At 39.3% G+C, this 20,645-nt stretch carries 20 protein-coding genes, 1 pseudogene and 1 riboswitch; of the genes and pseudogenes, 14 read left to right on the top strand and 7 right to left on the bottom strand.

The features are described 5' to 3' along the window. The first annotated feature begins 82 nt into the window (after positions 1–82). From MHH31_RS18615 to MHH31_RS18585, 7 genes and pseudogenes are all read left to right on the top strand, one after another. On the top strand, positions 83–1,801 hold the full coding sequence (locus MHH31_RS18615) for a T7SS effector LXG polymorphic toxin (RefSeq protein WP_342495505.1): 1,719 nt from the start codon (positions 83–85) through the stop codon (positions 1,799–1,801). Between the two features lie 10 nt (positions 1,802–1,811). Further along, positions 1,812–2,141, top strand: coding sequence for a hypothetical protein (locus MHH31_RS18610; protein WP_135009491.1), 330 nt, complete (start codon positions 1,812–1,814; stop codon positions 2,139–2,141). A gap of 49 nt (positions 2,142–2,190) precedes the next feature. Then, positions 2,191–2,312 (top strand): annotated as a pseudogene (locus tag MHH31_RS18605) (tRNA-Val4); the annotation flags it as partial. Continuing rightward, positions 2,302–2,790: a DUF2247 family protein gene (locus tag MHH31_RS18600; RefSeq protein WP_342495108.1), complete on the top strand. Its 489-nt coding sequence runs from the start codon at positions 2,302–2,304 to the stop codon at positions 2,788–2,790. The pseudogene MHH31_RS18605 and the gene MHH31_RS18600, both read left to right, overlap by 11 nt. 21 nt (positions 2,791–2,811) lie before the next feature. Next, complete coding sequence (locus MHH31_RS18595) at positions 2,812–3,198, top strand: hypothetical protein (RefSeq protein WP_342495107.1); 387 nt, start codon at positions 2,812–2,814, stop codon at positions 3,196–3,198. A gap of 17 nt (positions 3,199–3,215) precedes the next feature. Next, a complete protein-coding gene (locus MHH31_RS18590; RefSeq protein ID WP_234833504.1) occupies positions 3,216–3,476 on the top strand; it encodes a hypothetical protein in 261 nt (86 codons plus the stop codon). 779 nt (positions 3,477–4,255) lie between these two features. Next, positions 4,256–5,449 carry an MFS transporter gene (locus MHH31_RS18585; protein ID WP_024720468.1) on the top strand — a complete coding sequence of 398 codons (1,194 nt, stop codon included), beginning with the start codon at positions 4,256–4,258 and terminating at the stop codon, positions 5,447–5,449. Positions 5,450–5,496: 47 nt separating this feature from the next. Here MHH31_RS18585 and MHH31_RS18580 read toward each other — a convergent pair whose 3' ends face one another. From MHH31_RS18580 to MHH31_RS18570, 3 genes are all read right to left on the bottom strand, one after another. Continuing rightward, a complete protein-coding gene (locus MHH31_RS18580; RefSeq protein WP_008344408.1) occupies positions 5,497–6,399 on the bottom strand; it encodes a shikimate 5-dehydrogenase in 903 nt (300 codons plus the stop codon). 18 nt (positions 6,400–6,417) lie between these two features. Beyond that, positions 6,418–7,599, bottom strand: coding sequence for an MFS transporter (locus MHH31_RS18575; RefSeq protein ID WP_342495106.1), 1,182 nt, complete (start codon positions 7,597–7,599; stop codon positions 6,418–6,420). Between the two features lie 647 nt (positions 7,600–8,246). Continuing rightward, positions 8,247–9,263: a LacI family DNA-binding transcriptional regulator gene (locus MHH31_RS18570; protein ID WP_007497313.1), complete on the bottom strand. Its 1,017-nt coding sequence runs from the start codon at positions 9,261–9,263 to the stop codon at positions 8,247–8,249. Between the two features lie 276 nt (positions 9,264–9,539). Continuing rightward, positions 9,540–9,619: riboswitch (glycine riboswitch) on the top strand. A gap of 162 nt (positions 9,620–9,781) precedes the next feature. On the opposite strand from MHH31_RS18570, the gene MHH31_RS18565 reads away from it, so the two are divergent. Beyond that, entirely contained in the window at positions 9,782–11,128 is a 1,347-nt protein-coding gene (locus tag MHH31_RS18565; protein ID WP_342495105.1) for an amino acid permease, read from the top strand. Between the two features lie 47 nt (positions 11,129–11,175). Here MHH31_RS18565 and MHH31_RS18560 read toward each other — a convergent pair whose 3' ends face one another. Both MHH31_RS18560 and MHH31_RS18555 read right to left on the bottom strand, forming a co-directional pair. Next, positions 11,176–11,856 carry a DUF3169 family protein gene (locus MHH31_RS18560; RefSeq protein WP_342495104.1) on the bottom strand — a complete coding sequence of 227 codons (681 nt, stop codon included), beginning with the start codon at positions 11,854–11,856 and terminating at the stop codon, positions 11,176–11,178. Next, complete coding sequence (locus MHH31_RS18555) at positions 11,853–12,059, bottom strand: helix-turn-helix transcriptional regulator (RefSeq protein ID WP_008347396.1); 207 nt, start codon at positions 12,057–12,059, stop codon at positions 11,853–11,855. The genes MHH31_RS18560 and MHH31_RS18555 overlap by 4 nt, the downstream gene beginning before the upstream one ends. A 170-nt stretch (positions 12,060–12,229) precedes the next feature. Between MHH31_RS18555 and MHH31_RS18550 the strand changes: the two genes are divergently transcribed. After that, positions 12,230–12,853: a CoA pyrophosphatase gene (locus tag MHH31_RS18550; protein ID WP_008347394.1), complete on the top strand. Its 624-nt coding sequence runs from the start codon at positions 12,230–12,232 to the stop codon at positions 12,851–12,853. A 10-nt stretch (positions 12,854–12,863) separates the two neighbouring features. Here the strand turns inward: MHH31_RS18550 and MHH31_RS18545 are convergent, their stop codons facing one another. Both MHH31_RS18545 and MHH31_RS18540 read right to left on the bottom strand, forming a co-directional pair. Continuing rightward, positions 12,864–13,352: a DUF4188 domain-containing protein gene (locus MHH31_RS18545; protein WP_268430801.1), complete on the bottom strand. Its 489-nt coding sequence runs from the start codon at positions 13,350–13,352 to the stop codon at positions 12,864–12,866. Positions 13,353–13,356: 4 nt separating this feature from the next. Next, positions 13,357–13,908: a PadR family transcriptional regulator gene (locus MHH31_RS18540; RefSeq protein WP_008347390.1), complete on the bottom strand. Its 552-nt coding sequence runs from the start codon at positions 13,906–13,908 to the stop codon at positions 13,357–13,359. Between the two features lie 182 nt (positions 13,909–14,090). Here MHH31_RS18540 and MHH31_RS18535 point away from each other — a divergent pair, with 182 nt between their 5' ends. The 5 genes from MHH31_RS18535 (at position 14,091) to MHH31_RS18515 (ending at position 20,593) form a co-directional block, all read left to right on the top strand. Next, positions 14,091–14,984 (top strand): hypothetical protein, encoded by an 894-nt coding sequence (locus tag MHH31_RS18535; RefSeq protein ID WP_342495103.1) that lies wholly within the window; start codon positions 14,091–14,093, stop codon positions 14,982–14,984. Positions 14,985–15,098: 114 nt separating this feature from the next. Then, positions 15,099–16,052: a hypothetical protein gene (locus MHH31_RS18530; RefSeq protein WP_342495102.1), complete on the top strand. Its 954-nt coding sequence runs from the start codon at positions 15,099–15,101 to the stop codon at positions 16,050–16,052. A 330-nt stretch (positions 16,053–16,382) separates the two neighbouring features. After that, positions 16,383–18,242, top strand: coding sequence for a beta-glucoside-specific PTS transporter subunit IIABC (locus MHH31_RS18525; RefSeq protein WP_212357181.1), 1,860 nt, complete (start codon positions 16,383–16,385; stop codon positions 18,240–18,242). Positions 18,243–18,246: 4 nt separating this feature from the next. Further along, on the top strand, positions 18,247–19,713 hold the full coding sequence (locus MHH31_RS18520) for a glycoside hydrolase family 1 protein (RefSeq protein WP_008347383.1): 1,467 nt from the start codon (positions 18,247–18,249) through the stop codon (positions 19,711–19,713). Between the two features lie 31 nt (positions 19,714–19,744). After that, a complete protein-coding gene (locus tag MHH31_RS18515; protein ID WP_008347382.1) occupies positions 19,745–20,593 on the top strand; it encodes a PRD domain-containing protein in 849 nt (282 codons plus the stop codon). Positions 20,594–20,645 lie beyond the last annotated feature (52 nt).

Here is a 20,645-nt window from a genome sequence, read left to right as displayed (position 1 = left end):
TTATGTCATTTAGCCTATTTTTCCGTTTTGGAGGTCACGGTAAAATAGACTTTATGATCAATAATGGAGGGAGTGGCTTAATCTGGGCAAGATACTTGATGCAAAAGCACTAACCAGTGCCATGGATACAAGGGCAAAACACTATCAGGAACTCCGCGAACAAATGATAGATTTAAAAAAGGCACTTCAAGGTGTTGCCAACCTCGGTGACGACTTCACTGGAAAAGGTGCCGATAACATTAAAAGCTTCTACAAAGAACTCGCCGGAAATGTGGACATGTTTATTAGCTTCATTGATAAACAAAAAGCCTTTCATGAAGGTGTTTCTGGGACACTTGATGATACAAACTTTGGCGGCGACACCTTTGTAGAAGAACACTTTTTAGACAACGCTGTACATATGGGAATCAAGAATGCCAAAAGCATCGTGAAGGATCAAAAAAAGGCACTCAAAACGATTTTTCAAGATATTGATGACCTCATTTCTCTGGAGGTATTTGATAGTAAAACTTTTGACGAAAAGATTGCTGATGCGGAAGATGAACGGAAGAAAACGGTTAAAGATTTAATAGAACTTGATCAAAATCTAAAAGATGAATATGCTTTGTCAGAGACTGAGGAGAAGGCTACAATGGCATTGTACGCAGAAATGATCAATGCCACAAATGACGGAAAATCCATTTCGCCTATGAATTTTGACAAGAAAGCGTATCAAAATAGCGAAATCTACAAGGCAAAAAGCGATATTGAGAAGCAAACTTCTGAATATCTAAAAATCAAAAAAGATCAAGAAGAAGCTCGCAAGATCGCAAAGGAACAAGAAGCGCTAGCCAACCGTCCGTGGTATGAAAAAGCTCTTGATTACGGAGGAAATATCGTCAATGAACTGACAGGCGTGAACGATGCAAAACGTGCCGCAACAGGTGTCGATCCGATCACAGGTGAAGAACTTACCGCAGGCCAGCGAGTCGCCGCAGGCGGCATGGCAGCAGCAGGCTATATCCCGATCGTCGGATGGGCGGGCCGTATTTTCAAAGGCGGGAAAGCTGTCTATAAAACGACTCAAGCCACGTCCGCCGCTGTCAGAGCGGTCGACATTTACAAGACATCACAGAAGTCTTTTGATGCGTTGAAAACATCACAAAAAGGATTATATGGACTCACCGCGACCAACGGCTTCAGCGAAGCGATTACGGGTCGAGATATGTTTGGAAATAAAGTCTCGAAAGAACAACAGGAAGCGAGTATGAATGCGGCGCTGGGGATGCTTTTGCCGTTTGGGGCGAAAGGATTTCATGGGAAGATGGGGATGAAGGATAGTACTGGTAAAGGTGGATTTAAACATAAGTATTCTGACAATAGCAAAAATCATCTAATACGACCAGAAGGTGTTAGTAAAACAGGTGTAAGTGGTGGTCATAATGAAAAGGAATTTTTCAATTATTTAAATGAAAAGGAAATTCCCTATAAATTGGAGAGAAAGGAACGCCATCCTTCGGTCCATGGAATAAATGATGTGTACTATAAAATAGCAAAACAAGAGCGTGGTATGTATACAAAAGAATTTAAAGCCTCTACTCATAAGAAGACTGTTTATGATGATAATGTATTTACTGATGAACAAATTTACAAATATGGCCAAGAGGCAATGGAAAATGGTACTGAGTATGTAACTAGAGGCGGTCAACATGTAATACAAGGTACATCAAATGGTTTAAAATTTGAAGGGTGGAAAAATCCAAAAACAGGAGAAATTGAAAGCTTGTACCCAGTATTAGAATGGAAAAAATATAGTAATTAGGAGGATTTTGATGTTAAACAATATGCAGCCGATTGTTCAAGACTTTTTTTCTTTTTTGAAGAATGATTTAGTTGAGGTGTTAGAGTGTTTGTCCCACAGAGAACCTTGGCAAGATCATATGATGGGATATGAACTTCCAGAGCATTCAGAGGATGTTGAATTTAATAATGGAGTAATGATATTTATGGACACAGCATCTTATCATGAAATTGTGATGGATAATCTAGATTTCTATAGTTGCTTGGAAGAAATTTGTATGGAGTATGTTGCTGAAACTCCAGAACAGAAGGCACAAGTTTATATACTTTTGGACAAGGTAAAGACTACTTTAAATTTGTGAAAATTAAACCTAACTGAGTAAACCTTTAATACGAAGGTGATTAACTTATATGAGGTATTCATATGAATTTAAGGAAGATCCATTTGATGATTTAGCAATAATACTACCAGAAGAAATAAGTCTTTTTTTATACAAGATATTTCAACAGTAGAAGAAGTAGATGAGTATATATGTAGGAATTAGGCTAGATTTGATCTCATACAAAGAAATAAGCAAGTATGTAGTGGAATATTTATCTAATCGTACTGAATATGAAAAATCTTTAATCCTAGAATTAGCTTGGGGTGCTGGCGATCCAGATGAGGATTATAGAAAACTCCAAATGATATTAGTAGAATTATACAATGATTTGGTAGAAGAAGAATCTAGCCAATGGGACATTGAAAAAAGGAAATGGAGATATGGTATAACGTCTCACTTAAAAGAAAAAAATAAGAAGTCACCTGAAGAGTTATTGGATGAATTGTGTGAAGTATACGCTGATTTTGGTTACCCTGAGGATATGGAACCATTTATTCATTATATGCCTCCTTCAGATGGTTATAATCCGTTACTGTATTCAAAAGAAGAGAATATAAATAGATTAGTATCTCTTTTTGATGAGTTTTTACAAAAAGAAAAAGCAGTTGTCCAATTCGAGCAATTTTAATTACTGATTAAAAGGTGACTAATGAAAATAAAACTTGAATTCGAACAAGGTGTGACAAACTACTATAAGTGGTTAGATCAGAAAATAAATGAATGTAAACAGTTAAGTGTATATAGTATAAACGGATATCACTTTTTAAATGATGGTGGAATAGAGGCTTTTCAAAGTTATTGTCAAAATGAATTAATCGAAATTTTTAGCGGGCAATTAACTAATTACCATGTTTATATCTTTCTAAGTAAGAAAGTAAATGATGTACATTCGCGAATAGAGAGATTCCGAAAAGTATGGAAATCAATTGATTCGGAAATAAATACTTCAGGTTTTGAAAAGGGGCCAGAATTACTTTTAGATGAACAAGAAAATCAATTTTATGTCAGTATGGCCAAAGTCCTCAATCTGATTTAGATAAGGCATTGCGAATAGTGGATCAGTATCAATCTAGTTTCATGATTGCCAGTAGAAGAGATTCTATGCTCACAGAGGAACCTATAAAAGATTTGTTTTTCACAGGATTGGATCAGAATAGTCATGAAGTAGATTATCAAGCGCTTTTTTTGAAGTATGGTTTGAATGGTGAAATTATCTTTAGATGGGGATCTGTTCTAGATGAGGCCGAATTGGCAATGATTTTAAATCAAGATCATACCCAGAAAATACAGGAGCGAATACAAAGCCATTCATAGTATCTCTAAAAGAGAATAATCCGTAATATTTTAAACAATCCCCACATTTGGGACTTGCCCTCCCGTTTTGTGAGACTGGGAGCAAAACACCGTATGAAACAGCCAGTTGTCGAAACTCTTTCGGTGACTGGTTGTTTCATTTCCCCCTTTTTTAGAGATCAAAGAAAATCATTTGTTTTGTCAGCAGGGATTTACTTTCCTTCAATCGAGAGAACATAAAAGTCAAATACATGGAGACAACTAACTAGAGCATATAGAAAAGCCTACACAACGTTAACCGAAATAGCCTTAAGGGTGATAGCGACTTCCTAAACAAGGGAGATTGCTTTTTTTCCGAGAACATGAAATTGAATCGCTCTTGATGAATGTAGATGAAGTGTTTCATCATTTAACGAAACTTCTTGAGCCCATCAAATTCTCAAGTGGATACGGAGATTTCATTTTAATAGCCGAGGATTTTCATTTTGGATGATGCATAGAGCGTAAAGAATATTTTTATGAGTTTAGTCTTTGGGGGATGTGAGTTTAGAGGGATTTTTTCTATCACCATTTCCCTCAAATTTAAGCAATTCACTATCATTACCTTTCACATTCATATAAAATAAGAGCTAGTGAAAATTTGAAGAGATGCTTGATAAATGAAGGGCATGTAAGCTGTATGAAATGATGAGTTGTTTCAAGTACGTGAAGGTTGCAAAGCTGTTTCTCCTCACGCATGAATCTTGTAAGCGTAACCATTATTTGTCACTTCATTGCAATGTGTTGAGGGGTGTGTCAGCATGAGGAATCCGTATTTGAGAACGGCTTCTAGTCTTTATATCAATTATTTTTTATTAGGTATGGTCAATATTATTTTGGCTTCTAATATGCCATTTTTGATCAAACAATTAGATACAAATAGTGCGGGGATAAGTTATATGATATCTGCACTCGGTATTGGCAGGGTGCTCACGTATGGTCTATCGGGCGTACTGTCAGATCGTTTTGGACGAAAGCCAGTCATTTTGGTTTCCGGGGTGCTGATGGCGGTGTTCCTCATCGGAATCCCATTGTCTCCGAATTATCAAATCGCGTTTGCGTTTGCGATTTTGGCAGGGGTGGCGAATTCGGCGATGGATGCAGGGACGTATCCGGCTTTAATGGAAGCTTTTCCTCAAAACTCGGGATCTGCAAATGTGATGGTGAAGGCGTTTATTTCGATTGGGGCGACCATTCTGCCGCTCGCTATTTTCTTTTTAGCAGAGCATGATCTGTTTTATGGATTTGCGTTTTTTGTACCTGCTTTTATCTATTTAGTGAATGTGATGATGCTGTGGACATTGCCATTTCCGAATCATCGCAAGGTGGAGCAAGTTCAGGTGACGGAGCATGATGGACTTCCTCGCTTCTCATCAGAGCCTACGTTTTGGAGAGAAGGGGTCGCACTGATTGTGATCAGTTTTACATCAAATGGTCTGTACGCCTTGCCGCAAATTTGGCTGCCTACGTACGGTGAGGAAATATTGGGAATGGCTTCTGGCAGTGCTGTGAAGCTGCTTAGTTACTATAGCATGGGTGGTTTGCTGTCTGTCTTATTGCTCGCATTTCTTTTGCGCCGCATTGTTCGTCCGGTCACCGTGCTGCTACTCTATCCGATTATTACATTAGCCTCTATCTGTGTGCTATTGGTCGTGAAGTCTCCAGTCATCGGGACCGTCAATGCTTTTGTATTGGGCTTTTCAACAGCTGGTGTCTTTCAGCTGACGTTAACCGTAATGGCTGAGTTCTTCTGGAAAAACAAAGGGACGATGACAGGAATTATCTCAACAGCAGGCGGAGTGTCCGCCATTGTGATTCCAGTCGTCACTGGTTTGATCGAAACCCACTCGACCATTTTGCAAATCTTTATATTTGATGCGGGTGTGGCTGTTGTGGCGATCATCGGCGCGGTGTATATCCTTTATCGATATCGCCGTGTGATGATACACGAATAAAAAAAGACGACTTCCAAAGCGGAGGTCGTCTTTTTTATGTGTTTCGTTTAGAAACGGTCATTTTCAAACAGAATTTGTTTGACTTGTTCAACTGGCATATCCTCGCCAGTAAAGAGTTTGTACGCAAGGGCACCTTGCCATAGCATCATGCCAAGACCGTTAATCGTTTTGGCACCAGCTTCTTGTGCTTGAGCAAGAAGTTTTGTTTTTTGCGGGTTGTAGACGACATCTGTTACGATTAAGTCTTTGCGTAATACATCAAGGGTATCGTCAATAATGCTAAGCTCATCTAATGGTTTCATGCCAAGGCTTGTCCCGTTTGCTAAGATCGCACTTTCAGCTACTTCACGACGGAAAGCGTCTTTGTCTTCAAGTGGGAAAATATTCGCTTTGACACCGAATGATTTCATTTCGTTGTTGATGTAATTTACATTTTCTTCTGCTTGAACAAAGTATTGATCATTACGAGCAAAAATACTAATTTCACGAATACCTGATTGTGCAAGCTGAATGGCGATCGGTGTTGCAGCGCCGCCAGATCCAACGAGTGTAACCTTTTGTCCAGCTAATTCAACGCCATGTTCAATTAAGTTTCTTACATAACCAAGACCATCTGTGTTGTAACCAACCAGCTTGCCATCTTTGTTCACAACTGTGTTGCTTGCGCGAGTATATTTTGCAGAATCATCTAGTTCATCTAAGTAATCAAGTACTTTCATTTTGTTCGGCATGGATACGTTAAATCCAGCTGCACCCATTGCTTTCATCCCGTTTACTGCTGCTTCTAGTTCATCATTTCCTACCTCAAAAGCAAGGTAAGCATAGTTGATTCCTGTGAGTGTATAGCCAAGGTTGTGCATCCGTGGTGACAGGCTGTGTCCGATTGGTGTTGCAAGAAGACCGACTAATTTTGTTTTTCCATCAATATTACGTTCATGTATGTTTGTCATGATTGACATCTCCTTTAATTATCTAAACAATTTTTTCATGCGTCGTAAAACAAAGACTGCTAACAATACGCTGATGACCGCAATGATCATATCGAAGAATAAAGTCATTTTAATATCGTACGTGCTGACGAGTCCGCTTGTAATCAGCGGAACAAGGATAAACGCTGAGCTTGCCGCAATGTTGACATATGATGAAGCCGTTGCTTTGTTTGTAGGGAATAATTTCATCATAATACTCATCGCCAACTGGAAAATGCCGGCTGTAAATAATCCTAAGAAAAAGGTACTAACAATGACAATGCCGTACGTTTCAATTTGAAATAGTGAAAGCATGGCAAGGAATGCCCCGATTGGGTAAATAATGGCGACCATAATCGGTGAAATGAATTTATCTAATACGATTGAAAGCAATAGAACAGATACGAGTGCACCAATACTAAAATAAGAAAGAAGCTGTGTCGCTTGTCCTGAGCCAAGCCCAATCAATTTCAACCCGAGCTGTGGAAGCCAAGTTTGCCATACGACAAATAATGCAGTAGACGTGAATCCCATAAGTACAACAGCTAAACCTTCACCAAACATTTTCGGTTCTTCCTTCATTTGCTCTTGAACGGGAAGATCGTTTTGAGAAGCCGTTTGCTTATGATTTGGGAACGGCATAAAGATCAAGTAAATGCCTACAAGTAAATAAAGAAGTCCTAGCCCAAAGAATGCCCAGCCCCAGAAGATGTCATGTGCAATAAGGAATGCCAAGATAAATGGAAGAACAGTCGCACCAATTGATACAGACGCCTTCACTAACACAGAAGCTGAACTTGCTTTTTTAGGAAATGATTCTGTCAAAGCAGGATATGTTCCTGAATCAAGTAATGAGTTCGCAATCCCTGCGGAAATGGCAAAAATGAAAGCCAATTTATAATTGGTCGTTATTGGAATTCCAATTAAGAATAATAAGTAGAGAAAGTTACCTGTAATAATGACAGGTTTTCGCCCCCAGCTGTCTGCCAGCCGGCCAGAGAAAAAGAGAGCAATTAATTTACCGATCCCGATTGCTGATACAAGCAAGCTGATTTTTGGAATATCTACATGGTAGCGTTCAGATAAACTTTCCATGTTTGATGCCACAATAATATTGATCATGCCTAGCATGAAGTAGTTTAAATACATGCCAAGTGATGATTTAATGTATGGATTTTTCATGTTCCCACTCCTATATTTGAAACCCTGTTCGGGCCAAATTCTTGTTACCCTTTGTTATTTCCTTAAACGTAAATAATATTAAGTCCATCACAACACCCCTTGTGTGATTGATGAAAAAATAATGAATATTCATCTGTTCTTCAAATAAGTACATCGTTCTACTAAATAATTAAAAATAATAACAGTTATCATAAGTTGATGGACTTCCTCGATTTGATCAGAATCAAAAGATCCATCTTTAACTGTAGTTGATATCATAAATAACGATATGTTCTCAAAAGGTATAACGATATACTAAAAGAAGCAACGAGATAAATATACTCCTGCGTTTAAAATGTGTCAAGTTTATGACTTTGTGATTTAAAAAAAGAAAAATGTAATAAAGAAATAGTTGACTTGCTCAATAAAAAAAGGAGAACGCTTTGCAATTCTCCTTTCAGCGTGTAGACAAACCCTCGCATTCTTTGTCAGTCCTGTGCGCTGGTACTCACGAATGTCAAATTCGCTCCGTGCCAGTGCTCGTCCTTCCTAGACTGCAAAGGTTTTCTATCACGCTGAAAAGAAGACAAAGGGCTAAAATAAAGTTCATTTTAGCCCTTTGTCAACAATCTGAAAGGAGAATCGCTTTGCAATTCTCCTTTTCATGATCATGTCGAGGTTTCTCGAATATGAAGTTGAGGCTTTAATATCAATCGCTGCAGTTCTTCATCCTGCTCGTTCATTTTATGATACAAGAGGTTGGCTGCTTTGACTCCAATGGATCGTGGAAATGATGAGACTGTGGTGAGCGGCGGGTGATACATCTCCGCTTCAGGGATGTTATCGAACCCAACTACATCAATGTCTTCACCAGGCTTGATGTCACGCGCTGCCAATTCTTGAATCACCCCAAACGCCACTAAATCACTGAAGCAAAAAATAGCAGTAGGTGGTTCGGGAAGGTCAATCACTTGGGCAAGGGCTTCTTTCCCGCCTTCACGGGTAGGCACCATATCGATAATAAGAGATTCATCCATCGTCAGGTCCTCATCATCATGGGCTCTTTTGAACCCTTTCATCCGTTCAATCCAAGTCGAAGAGGATTTGACTCCGCCTAAGAAAGCGATGCGGCGATGCCCTTTTTGAAGAAGATGACGGACCGCCATCCAAGTGCCTTGTTCATAATCAACGCCGACATAATCACAATGGACATCTGCTAATTCACGGTTTGCCAATACTTTTGGTGTGCGAATGTTGTTTAATTGTTTCACCGTTCGTGTCGAACTTTTCGATGCTGGATTTAAGATGATTCCACCCACTCGGTGCTCTACCATTGTGGAGATGAGCCGCTCCTGCTTATCTACACTATCAAAGGTTGTCCCAAGTAAAACGGTATAGCCAAGTGACTCAAGGGTGGTTTGCACACCGATTAAAAATTCAGAAATAAAGGTGTTTGAAATATCCGTGACGATCACACCTACAATATTTGAACTTTTCGACCGCATGTTGGCAGCGACGCGATCGTACACGTATCCCAAATCCTCCATGGATTGCAGCACTTTTTTCCGGGTGGCTTCAGAGATCCTAGGGTTGTTGCGAACAACGAGTGAGGCCGTTGAAGTCGATACACCGGCATGCCGAGCGACTTCTTGTAATGTCACACGCTGTTTGTTCATTTTTTTCATTTGTCTTCACCAACTTCATTGGATTGCCTAACTATGGTTCATCATCAAGATGGATGTCTCCACCAAACGAGCCGAACATTCTTTGTTTCATTATACCTTAATCAAGGGGTGTTGATGAAGTGATGTCATATCAGCTTCAGATAAGGAGGAAACAACATCTTAAAAGATTACCATTGACAGCTTTCTTTTAGAGGCGTAAAATATAAAATTATTCAGAAATAGCAACATTTAAAGTAAATATCGAAGGCTATGATTGCTGTGGGTCACACTATGGCAGGAGCAGCTTCTGGAGAGACCGCATGTATGTGCGGCGCCGAAGGGTTCACAATCTCAGGCAAAAGGACAGAAGAGTACGAAATATTGTATTTGTGATGCATGGATCATACTGTGTATTGCTTTTCTCTATTTTGCTATTCTTTTATGACCGTGAGATTGGAGCGCATCCAATCTCTTTTTTTATGGACTTTTTGAGAGTTCATTATTTCAGTATAGGATCGTGTCGTAGGAGGGTGTTGGAATTGGCACAACAAGAGTTAAAGCGAGATTTATCAAACCGTCATGTTCAATTAATTGCCATTGGCGGAACGATTGGAACTGGGCTGTTTTTAGGGTCTGGAAAAGCCATTCAATTGGCAGGACCATCGATCATTTTTGCGTACTTAATTGTCGGAATGGCCATCTTTTTTGTCATGAGGGCACTTGGAGAATTGCTCTTATCTAAGGCGGGCTATCAGTCTTTAACGGATATAGCAGAGGATTATCTTGGACCATGGGCTTCCTTTGTGACAGGATGGACGTATTGGTTTTGCTGGATTATGACAGCGATGGCGGATGTTATTGCGGTCGGGGTGTATGTGCAGTACTGGTTTGATATTCCGCAGTGGATTCCTGCTATTATTTGTTTATTGATTTTGCTAGGATTTAATTTATTAACGGTGAAGCTTTTTGGAGAAATGGAATTTTGGTTTGCACTGATTAAAGTGATTACGATATTACTGTTGATTGGCGTTGGAATTGTCCTGTTAATCATTGGTTTCCAAACAGATGCAGGGCCCGTGACGGTAACGAATCTGTGGTCACACGGAGGATTCTTTCCAAATGGTGTGACAGGCTTCTTATTGTCATTCCAGATGGTGATTTTTGCGTATGTGGGCGTGGAACTTGTCGGTGTGTCAGCAGCAGAAACAGCGAATCCGCAAAAAAATATCCCGTCTGCGATTAATAAAATTCCATTAAGAATTCTATTTTTCTATGTAGGTGCGATTTTTGTATTACTATGCATCAACCCATGGACAGAACTCAGTGCATCAGAAAGTCCTTTTGTGAAAACCTTTGGGCTCATTGGGATACCAGTAGCGGCGGGACTCATCAACTTTGTCGTCCTGACATCTGCGGCGTCTGCTTGTAATAGCGGTATGTTCTCAACGAGCCGAATTTTGTATAATCTCAGTCATCAAAAACAAGGACCGGCATCTTTTGGCCGTCTGAATAAGCACGCTGTTCCAAGTAATGCCCTGTTTGTGTCGACGATTGTGGTGTCAGTAGGGGCTCTTTTAAGCAAGCTAATTCCTGAACAAGCCTTTGGTATTGTGACAACAATCAGTGCCATTTGTTTCATTTGGGTATGGAGTATTATTTTAATATGCCATTTGAAATATAAAAAGACACGTCCTGAACTGTATAAGGCGTCTACCTTTAAAGCGCCATTTACACCTTTTGTGAATATAGCGGTTCTTGTGCTCTTTGCTGCCATTCTTGTCATCATGCTTTTCGCTGATGCAACACGTCCAGCCCTGTTATTGACACCAGTATGGTTTGGGTTCTTATTTTTGATTTATGCACGACAGAAACGTCGTTCAGCATAATGAACGAAAAAAGCACAGCCTTTTTAAATGGCTGTGCTTTTGCTTATTTAACGATTTCGAATCTTCAACATATAGTATGCATTAAGTATGATCAGAACAAGTCCAACGACGATGATGGAGAAGAGCTGAGAGTGATTGGCGCCAAGAGAATAGACAATCAAAATAAACATGGCACCGGTCAATAAAATATTCATCATTTGAAAAGTGTGAAAAAGCCCATCGAGCATCACATGCTTTTCGCCTTCATCAGAAATGGCGAGCAGTTTTTTGCCATAATCTTTATCGGTTGGACTAGGTAGGTGACGATTAGGATAGACGAGCTTTAGGACAGAGGTCGATGCATAAGAAAGAATGACGGTGATCAAAAATAAGGCAGCATTTGCGAGAATCAGCCAGAGTGGTTGCTCGGTTACGATGGAAATACCAATTGCAATGATCGATAAAATAGTACTCACCGTATTAGCTAACGTTACATCAGTAAAGGTTCGGTACTGTTTTACCTCGAGTTCATCCTCCTCATCACCAGATACTGAAAGAGAGATTCTTTTCTTCATGCGCGAAATGCCTGAAAAACAATAAATGATGAATAGAACTGTCAAGCCAGTGATGACAAGAGTCGCTTCAAATGCAGCTTGCAGAAGTGTCAGCTCAAATTCGGCTGCCAGTAAACAGTAAGCACCGAGAAAACCAAGGAGAGCACCTAAGAGCATTTTGTATACAGTTTTCATGTGAGTTCATCCTCCTCGAATAGAAAAATATGTTCAATGGGTTCTTGAAAAATACGTGAAAGCCTCATAGCAAGTAAGAGAGACGGCATTAATTCATCTCGTTCCATTAAGCTGATCGTCTGGCGGGAAACCTTTGCCCGTTTCGCAAGCTCCGTTTGGTTTAAACCATCACGTGCCCGCAGCTCTTTTAGCCGATTTTTCATTCTGTCACCTCAACTTTGATCAAAATGTTATCTTGATTGTAAAGTATTATATTCATTTTGACAAATATAATTGTCAAAATGATAAAAATAATTGTCAGAAAGATCGCCTTTATTCAAAAGGAAATCAATGATACGCTAAAGAAAAGAGAAACAGAAAATAGGTGATGCCCATGTTCATTGATCAATTAAAAAGTGACTTACATCAATCACAGCCGCTATTTATCGGAGAAGAGACAGCGTTCAAAGCGGCAGTCCTTGTCCCTTTGGTGCAAGTAGACGGGGAATGGCATGTTTTATTTGAAGTGCGATCACTGACGATGAGAAAACAACCTGGCGATATTAGCTTCCCAGGAGGCAAACTCGACGGCGGTGAAACCGCACAAGAAGCTGCACTGCGGGAAACATATGAAGAACTAGGGATTCCGCCCGAATCCGTCAAGGTGTTAGGACAGCTCAGTCCTTATATTGCCTCTCCATCCTTTGTTGTATATCCATTTGTCGGAATCATTGATGAACAGCAGGTCAAACATTCCTTTAATCAAGAAGAAGTAGAGGAGACCTTTACTGTGCCTCTATCATGGCTCAGCCAATACGAACCATACTTACACCATGTATCGGTGCAGCCAACACCAGGAGAGGATTTTCCTTATGAAAAAATCATGAATGGTGAAAAATACAGCTGGGGGAGTCGTTCGATTGAGGAGTGGTTTTATGATTACGATCGTTACACCATTTGGGGATTAACTGCCCGCATATTAAAACATTTTGTGATGGTTGCAAAAAGAAATTCCTAGAGAATCAGCTCTAGGAATTTGTTGTAGAAAGGCGTTCTTTTGCGGTTTCTTTTCCATTCCCTTTTCCAATTAGGATGGGCGCTTTAGCTTGGCTCAATCCATATGAAGGCATGTTCACGTAGATAGATTCATATGATCCGGCTTGAATTTGATACGTTTCATGATAAATTCCGACCGCGTCATTATTTCGTGCTCTTTGGTTAAATCCTTTCCAAGCAGCCAAATGCTTCTCCATCTTGGCGTAAGCAAGGAGATCCTCTGTTGATTTCCAATATTGGATCATGGTGGTGGTGCGTAAACCGAAGTAATTTTCTGTCCCGAGAAAACCAAGTTCTTCTTTATGTGTATAAAGTTCTTTGATCATCCCCGGCATCGCCTTAAATACTGGCAGCCATTGATGGACAGCCCAGCGTTTATTGATTCTCATGCCGATAATGAACACAACAATCGGTTCAGAATTGTCTGTTGTATACCTGCCAGCACGTATATTTTTTTTCATTTGTTCATCCTTCTTTCTTCATTGATTCACAGGTCTCCACGCACCAATCAATTCCAGCCTGCGCCACTTTCTTTCCGTAATCTAACGTATACAGCCAATACTTCGCATCAGCTTCATCTGGATACAGCTCTTGAATGTTTTGTTCAATCGCAACATATGTCTCATAACGGATACGGAGCTGCCTCTCATAATCCTGTAAAAGCACCAATTTTTTCTCAAACGAAAGATATTGACCAAAGAATAACTTTAATAACACTTCATTTCGTTCTGATGGTACTTGATCGAGCGGCTGCGCCAGCCATTGCCTCAACGTGTCCAGCCCTTTTTCAGTCAGATGATACTCCCGCTTGTCTGAGCGCCCAGTTGTAGAAGCGGGTGAAACCTTCGCAAGCCCTTCCTCGACTATTAACTTTAAAGCTGGATAAATTTGTCCATAACTAATTTTCCAAAAGTGATGCAAGCTCCTATCAATTAATTGCTTCACTTCATACCCAGACTTACAATCTGTCGTCAAAATCCCCAAAATCGCATACGTCGTATCATTGTATTTTTTCATTGATCAACACACCTATCTAAAAGATATATCATTTAGATATATAATAAACGATGTATAACTGCAGATACAAGAGGTATGAGAAAAAAATAAATGCTAGAAAGGAGGTGAAGAGATCACTGATTGGTTAATCAATGAGATGAATCCTTCATATAGAGTGAACGATCATAGTTTGGAGGGGACATATGAGTAAATCAAAAATCTGGATCATGACTATTCTGGCGGTACTTCTGATTGGTGGAGGCGGCTGGATAGCATATCAAGCGATCGCACAAAAGAGTGGTTTGAATCATCCCTACGCCTTTGCATATAAGACTCATGATCGTGTGAACTGGTTCAAGGTAACGGAAAGAAACGGAAAAGTAACAGGTCATCTGAATGAAACCATTTTAGAGGAAAATCCGAAAAGGCATTATGATCCCAATCTATTTATCAACAAATATCAATTAACTGGGAAATCAATTGAAAACGGTTACGAATTTTATGTAAAGCAAGGGAAAGAAACGGTCACATATGAAGTTCACCTTGCCGAAAAAGATCTTTCTGTGAAAAAACAAGGTGAAAAGCACAGCATCACATACAAAGCAGTTGATCAAAAAAACCTACGTGCTGTTCAACAGGACATTCATACTCGATATGAGAAACTGATGGATGACACGGAAAATAGATTTCATGATTATGTACGAAACTTCATTAAGAAAGTAACAGGCGCTTATGGTTATCTGTATACGGCAGAGGATGGTTCGTACCAACTATTTCTAAAAGTAAAACGAATGTATATGCAGTCTGAATGGGCAGGTTCTTTTCTAATGAGAAAGGCCCCAGGAGATGGTGGTGAACCTTATAAAGAAACGAAACATACAGCTGGTGGAGTTTCAGATGGGATGATGTTTGATTTGAGTACTTATCCTGCAATTGAAAAGGGTTTTATTTTAGGTGAAACTGACCGAGACGCAACATACATTAAATTTCCTTTTAAAATGGCAGGCGGGACAATAGAATTTAAAGCGGTCACGAAAGAGGAATATCAAGAACAAACAGAAGCATTCAAAAAGCAGGCGAAAGAATGGCAAAAGTAGATCGTGTTGGAACAGGTGAATGTTGTGAATGGCATTCAGGGCGATCAGAATTGAGTTGAATATCTAAATAGGGATCATGAAGGTTTTTTAAATCATATATTAGTGGAGGTACGTATGAGTAAATTGAAAATGTGGGTCGTGTCTATCCTGGCAGTACTCATCTTAGGTGGAGGCGGCTGGACAGCATATCAAGCAGTCGCACAAAAGAATTCATTGAATCATGCCTATGCATTTGCGTATAAAACGAAGGATAGAATGAACTGGTTTGAGATATCTGAGAATAAAGGCAAAGTAACGGGGCATTTGAATGAAAAGTATATAGAAGAAATATGGTGGGATCCCAAAATATATAAAAAACAATATGTAGTGTCTGGGAGTTCAAAGGAAAACGGTTATGAATTTCGAGTCAAACAAGGCAAAGAAACAATCATATACGAAGTTCAAATGTCTGGGAAAGACCTATCTGTAAAAAAACAAGGTGATAAGAAAAGCAGGATATATAAAGCAATCAATCGAAAAAAGCTAGATTCGTATCACAAACAAATTCAAGATCGACATCAACATCTAGTTGATACATCAGAAACTAGATTTTATGAAAATATGAGACATTTCAGGGATAAAGTGGCGAAGGTATATGGTTTTCTATATACGGCAGAGGACAAACAACTATTTTTACAAATGGACAGCATGCATATTGAGAATGGATGGCTCGGCTCTTTTCTAATAACAACTGTTTCTGAAGATGGTTGTAAGCCATATAAAGAAATGAAATTAGAAGTCGGAGGCTTTACGGATGGTGGAGGATTTTTAGACATGAGCTATGATCCTATAATTGAACAAGGTGTACTGATAGGTTCGACTGATCGAGATGCAAAATCAATCAAACTGCCAATTAAAAAGACCAACGGTACAATAGAGTTAAGAGCTTTCACGCGTCAGGAATATAAAAAACTCCCTAAACCATATATCATGACAGGCGATTCGGTAGAGTTAAAAGCTGTCACGAAAAAGGAATATGAAAAACAAGCGAAAGCATTTAAAAAGAAAGCAGAAGAAAAGAGAAAATAGGCATCTTAAACCAGATGAGTGAATCAACTTATCTGGTTTTTTATGGAGAAACATTTTGTTGATTGATGATAGAAGGAACAAAAGAGTTGCTTTAAGTAAATAAAGAAAAGTATTTTGGGTATATAGACCTTAATAAATTTCAGAAAAATAAATGTTGACGCTTTCATATAATCAATATATACTAAAAACAAATCCAATATAAATAAATTAGACATGTGACTGGTCATGCAGGCAGGATCTAAAAACGATGAATTTCTTTAATTTGTCGTTTTAGGTCCTTTTTTTATTGCCAAAATATAGGTCTCATGTATGAGAAAAGGAGGAGAAAAAATGGATTACACACAAGTCGCCAAAGATGTTTTACAGCATGTAGGTGGTAAAGAAAACATTGCGCACCTTGAACACTGCTCAACAAGACTTCGCTTCACACTAATTGATCAGAAAAAAGCAGATGTACCAGCATTAGAAAAAACACCAGGTGTCATAGCTGTCAGAATGTCAGGACAATGCCAAGTGGTCATTGGGAATGACGTGATTGAAGTGTATCAACAGGTAACAAATTTAATGGGCGGCAGCTCGTCTGGGCAAAGCATGCCATCCAATCAGCCAAAAGAAAAAAGAAAAGCAGGCACAGTTCTATTAGATTTCATTGTGGGTGTCTTCCAGCCGCTTGTTCCGGCTATCGCAGGCGGAGGGATTTTAAAATCATTTCTTCTCCTTTTCTCTTTATTAGGCTGGGTGGATGCAAAAGGCCAAACCTATCAAATACTGAACATGGTGGGTGACGCACCACTATACTTCCTGCCATTACTAGTCGCTGTCACAACGGCAAATAAACTAAAGGTAAACCCACTGGTCGCATTATCAGCAGTCGGTGCACTCCTTCTTCCGAACATGACAGCCATGCTTACTGAAGGTGCGCAATTAATGTCATTCGACGTAAAAAATATAGCTTATGCGTATCAAGTGTTTCCAGCAATCCTTTCTGTATTGCTTTACGCTCAAATGGAAAAATTCTTCACACGATTTTCACCAAAACCAATTCGGATTTTCTTTGTCCCAATGATGTCATTAGTCATTACTGTACCAGTTACGTTACTGTTATTAGGACCACTTGGTTTTACAGCAGGACAAGGGTTTTCATCCGTTATTCTTGCGATGTTTAATACAGTAGGCTGGGTAGCTGTCGCAATTTTAGCAGCGGTACTCCCGTTTATGGTTGCATCAGGCATGCACAAAGCAATGGTCCCTTATGCAGTGACAACGATGGGGAACCTCGGGAAAGAAGCACTTTATTTACCAGCATCACTTGCGCATAATATTGCGGAAAGTGGAGCATGTTTCGCAGTGGCACTACGCACGAAAGACAAGGTACTCAGATCAACAGCCATTTCGGCAGGAATTTCAGCATTTTTTGGCATCACAGAGCCTGCTTTGTATGGTGTGACACTTCAAAATAAACGCGTACTTGGAAGTGTCATGATTGGTTCGTTTGTTGGCGGGATCTTCATTGGATTAGTTGGTATACAGGCCTTTGTACTTGTTGGTCCTGGATTAGCAAGTATGTCGATGTTTATATCAGATGAGCTTCCACGAAATCTAATGTTTGCTGTCATTGGAGCTGTCATTTCCTTCGTTGTTGCTTTTATCGCTGCTTTTGTATTAGGTAAGGATAAAAAAGTAGAAGAAAAGACAAATGATCAAGAAGCATTTGCTGAACAAATTGGAGCAGGGGAAACTTTCAAAAGCCCTGTGATTGGTCAAATGATCTCACTATCTGAAGTAAAAGATGATATTTTCTCTTCAAAGGTCATGGGAGACGGAATTGCCATTGTTCCTTCAGAAGGAGCGTTATATGCACCAGTAGATGGTGAGGTCACCTTGCTGTTCGAAACAAACCATGCACTTGGTATGAAAACGGACAAAGGGGTGGAAGTATTATTCCACATTGGCATTGATACTGTACAGTTGGAAGGACAGTATTTTTATCCAAAAGTGCAGGCAGGAGATCGTGTACAAGCAGGGGATTTACTCATTGAATTTGATGTAGAAAAAATCATGGAAGCAGGATACGATCCAGTTACGCTTGCTGTCATCACGAATACAGATCAATATGATATTAAGGTACAGCCATTACAAGAGGTCAATCGCCAAGATACATTGATGGTTATCACCCAATTAGGAGGCTAAACATATGACGACAATAAAAGGTTTTCCAAAAGGATTTTTATGGGGCGGCGCCATTGCCGCCAACCAAGCAGAAGGCGCTTGGAATGTAGATGGAAAGGGCCCATCTGTTGCTGATATTGCGATGTACCGGTCTAATTTGAGTGTAGAAGATTATGAAGGGCATCTAGCTGTTACTTCTGAAAATATAGATAGAGCGATGAAAGACCCAGATGATAAAAAGTATCCAAAACGCAGAGGTGTTGATTTCTATCATCACTATAAAGAGGATTTGGCTCTATTTGCTGAAATGGGTTTTAAAACTCTTCGCATTTCTATTGCATGGAGCCGTATCTTCCCAACTGGAGAAGAGAACGAACCAAATGAAAAAGGACTCCAATTTTACGATCGTTTATTTGCAGAAATGAAAAAACACAACATAGAACCGATTGTGACGCTGTCACATTATGAAATGCCGTTAGCGCTGAGCGTGAAATATAATGGCTGGGTTGAAAGAAAAGTCGTTGATCTCTTTGTTAAGTTCGCCAATGTATGTTTTGAACGCTATAAACATGATGTGAAATATTGGCTTACCTTTAATGAAATAGATAGTATTCACCGCCACTCTTTTATTACAGCAGGAATTATTCCTGATCGCTGCCCAGAAGGGAAAGAGGAAGAAACGGTTTATCAAGCACTCCATCATCAATTTATTGCCTCTGCACTCGTAACAGCAGATTGTCATCGCATCATACCAGGCAGTCAAGTAGGGTGTATGCTGACAAAATTAACAACGTATCCGCACACTTGTCATCCGAATGATGTGGAGCGGGCATTGAAACAAAACTTAGAAAACTATTTCTATGCAGATGTTCAGGTATTTGGTGAATACCCACCGCTTATCAAGCGCATGCTTGAGAGAAAAAACATTCATATCCAAATGGAATCAGATGATCTTTCTATTTTAAAAGAAAATACAGTAGATTTTATCTCGTTCAGCTACTATATGTCTTTAACTGAATCAGCTGATGAAGGATTAGAAAAAACGGATGGAAATACCATCCGTGGGGTCAAAAATCCTTACCTTCCATCTACTGATTGGGGATGGCAAATTGATCCGGTTGGTCTGAAAATTTCTTTAATAGAATTATATGATCGTTATCAAAAACCACTGATCATTGTAGAAAACGGCATGGGTGCAAAAGATGTTGTTGAAAGTGATGGATCAATTCACGATGATTATCGTATTAACTATTTCAAAGAGCATTTCCGCCAAATGAGAGAAGCGGTGGAAGAAGGCGTTGACCTCTTCGGATATACGAGCTGGGGCTCAATTGATATTATTAGTGCAGGTACATCACAGATGTCAAAACGATACGGGTTCATTCATGTAGATCAAGATGACGATGGAAACGGTACATTAAAACGTTCTCGTAAAGACTCATTTTATTGGTACAAAAAGGTCATTGAAACAAATGGTGAATCGCTTGATTGAAAAACCACAATCATGAAAACAGGTGATGACGATGTTTAAAATCAAAAAAGTTTTAAACTCGAGTGTGGTTCTGGCTGAAGATCAGAACCAACAGGAGATGGTTCTATTCGGCCGGGGGATTGGTTATGGACAAAAACCAGGTCAAATGATTGAAGAAAAGAAGGCAGATCAAGTGTTTATGTCTGTCGATAACATGAGAGCGAAGGAATTTCTCCAACTATTAGATTCAATGCCACAAGAGTTTATCGATTTAACTCAGCATATTGTTCAATATGCTGAAAAACGCTTAAACTCAAGTCTGAATTCTGGTGTCTATTTTACCTTGATGGACCACTTGAATTTTGCAGTAGAACGGCACAAGAAGAATATTAATATTACAAATCGAGTATACTGGGAAATCAAAAACTACTATACCGAAGAATTTGAAGTAGGTAATTATGCGCTTGAGTTAGTCAACAATACATTGGGCATACAATTACCAAAGGAAGAAGCGGCCAATATCGCCTTCCATTTAATTAATGCGTTAGGTGAAGAGTCCGATTCTAAAGATGGCATGAAGTATGCCAAGATGATTGGAAGTATTGTGAATCTCGTCCGCTATACGTTGAATATGAAAATGGATCAAGAGAATATTCATTACAGCCGATTTATTACACATGTGAAATTCTTTGTTGAAAGATTTTACGCAAATAAATTATTATCAGATCAAGAAAATGAGTTGTTTGAACAAATTGCACACTTGTATCCTCAAGCGATGGATGTAGCTTTCAAAATCAAAGATTATATTAAACAGGTGCATAGTATTGTTATTCCAAATGACGAACTTACGTATCTGGCGGTACATATTCACCGCCTCATTTCTTATCAAGAACTAAAATAAATGTGGACCACTTGCCTTGTAATGAGGCAAGTGGTTATTTGTATTGTATCGG

Origin of the sequence: Bacillus sp. FSL K6-1033 (assembly GCF_038630765.1) — a bacterium.
GTDB lineage: Bacteria > Bacillota > Bacilli > Bacillales > Bacillaceae > Bacillus > Bacillus altitudinis.
Note: the sequence above shows the minus strand (reverse complement) of the source record. Positions and strands in the feature narration are given on the sequence as shown.

Coding starts and splice junctions, on each gene's coding strand:
- MHH31_RS18550 (WP_008347394.1), top strand. CDS start 12,230: ATGTTCATTGATCAATTAAAAAGTGACTTACATCAATCACAGCCGCTA.
- MHH31_RS18545 (WP_268430801.1), bottom strand. CDS start 13,352: ATGAAAAAAAATATACGTGCTGGCAGGTATACAACAGACAATTCTGAA.
- MHH31_RS18595 (WP_342495107.1), top strand. CDS start 2,812: ATGAAAATAAAACTTGAATTCGAACAAGGTGTGACAAACTACTATAAG.
- MHH31_RS18580 (WP_008344408.1), bottom strand. CDS start 6,399: ATGACAAACATACATGAACGTAATATTGATGGAAAAACAAAATTAGTC.
- MHH31_RS18515 (WP_008347382.1), top strand. CDS start 19,745: ATGTTTAAAATCAAAAAAGTTTTAAACTCGAGTGTGGTTCTGGCTGAA.
- MHH31_RS18555 (WP_008347396.1), bottom strand. CDS start 12,059: ATGAAAAATCGGCTAAAAGAGCTGCGGGCACGTGATGGTTTAAACCAA.
- MHH31_RS18570 (WP_007497313.1), bottom strand. CDS start 9,263: ATGAAAAAAATGAACAAACAGCGTGTGACATTACAAGAAGTCGCTCGG.
- MHH31_RS18540 (WP_008347390.1), bottom strand. CDS start 13,908: ATGAAAAAATACAATGATACGACGTATGCGATTTTGGGGATTTTGACG.
- MHH31_RS18530 (WP_342495102.1), top strand. CDS start 15,099: ATGAGTAAATTGAAAATGTGGGTCGTGTCTATCCTGGCAGTACTCATC.
- MHH31_RS18610 (WP_135009491.1), top strand. CDS start 1,812: ATGTTAAACAATATGCAGCCGATTGTTCAAGACTTTTTTTCTTTTTTG.
- MHH31_RS18520 (WP_008347383.1), top strand. CDS start 18,247: ATGACGACAATAAAAGGTTTTCCAAAAGGATTTTTATGGGGCGGCGCC.
- MHH31_RS18525 (WP_212357181.1), top strand. CDS start 16,383: ATGGATTACACACAAGTCGCCAAAGATGTTTTACAGCATGTAGGTGGT.
- MHH31_RS18600 (WP_342495108.1), top strand. CDS start 2,302: ATGAGTATATATGTAGGAATTAGGCTAGATTTGATCTCATACAAAGAA.
- MHH31_RS18560 (WP_342495104.1), bottom strand. CDS start 11,856: ATGAAAACTGTATACAAAATGCTCTTAGGTGCTCTCCTTGGTTTTCTC.
- MHH31_RS18535 (WP_342495103.1), top strand. CDS start 14,091: ATGAGTAAATCAAAAATCTGGATCATGACTATTCTGGCGGTACTTCTG.
- MHH31_RS18585 (WP_024720468.1), top strand. CDS start 4,256: ATGAGGAATCCGTATTTGAGAACGGCTTCTAGTCTTTATATCAATTAT.
- MHH31_RS18575 (WP_342495106.1), bottom strand. CDS start 7,599: ATGAAAAATCCATACATTAAATCATCACTTGGCATGTATTTAAACTAC.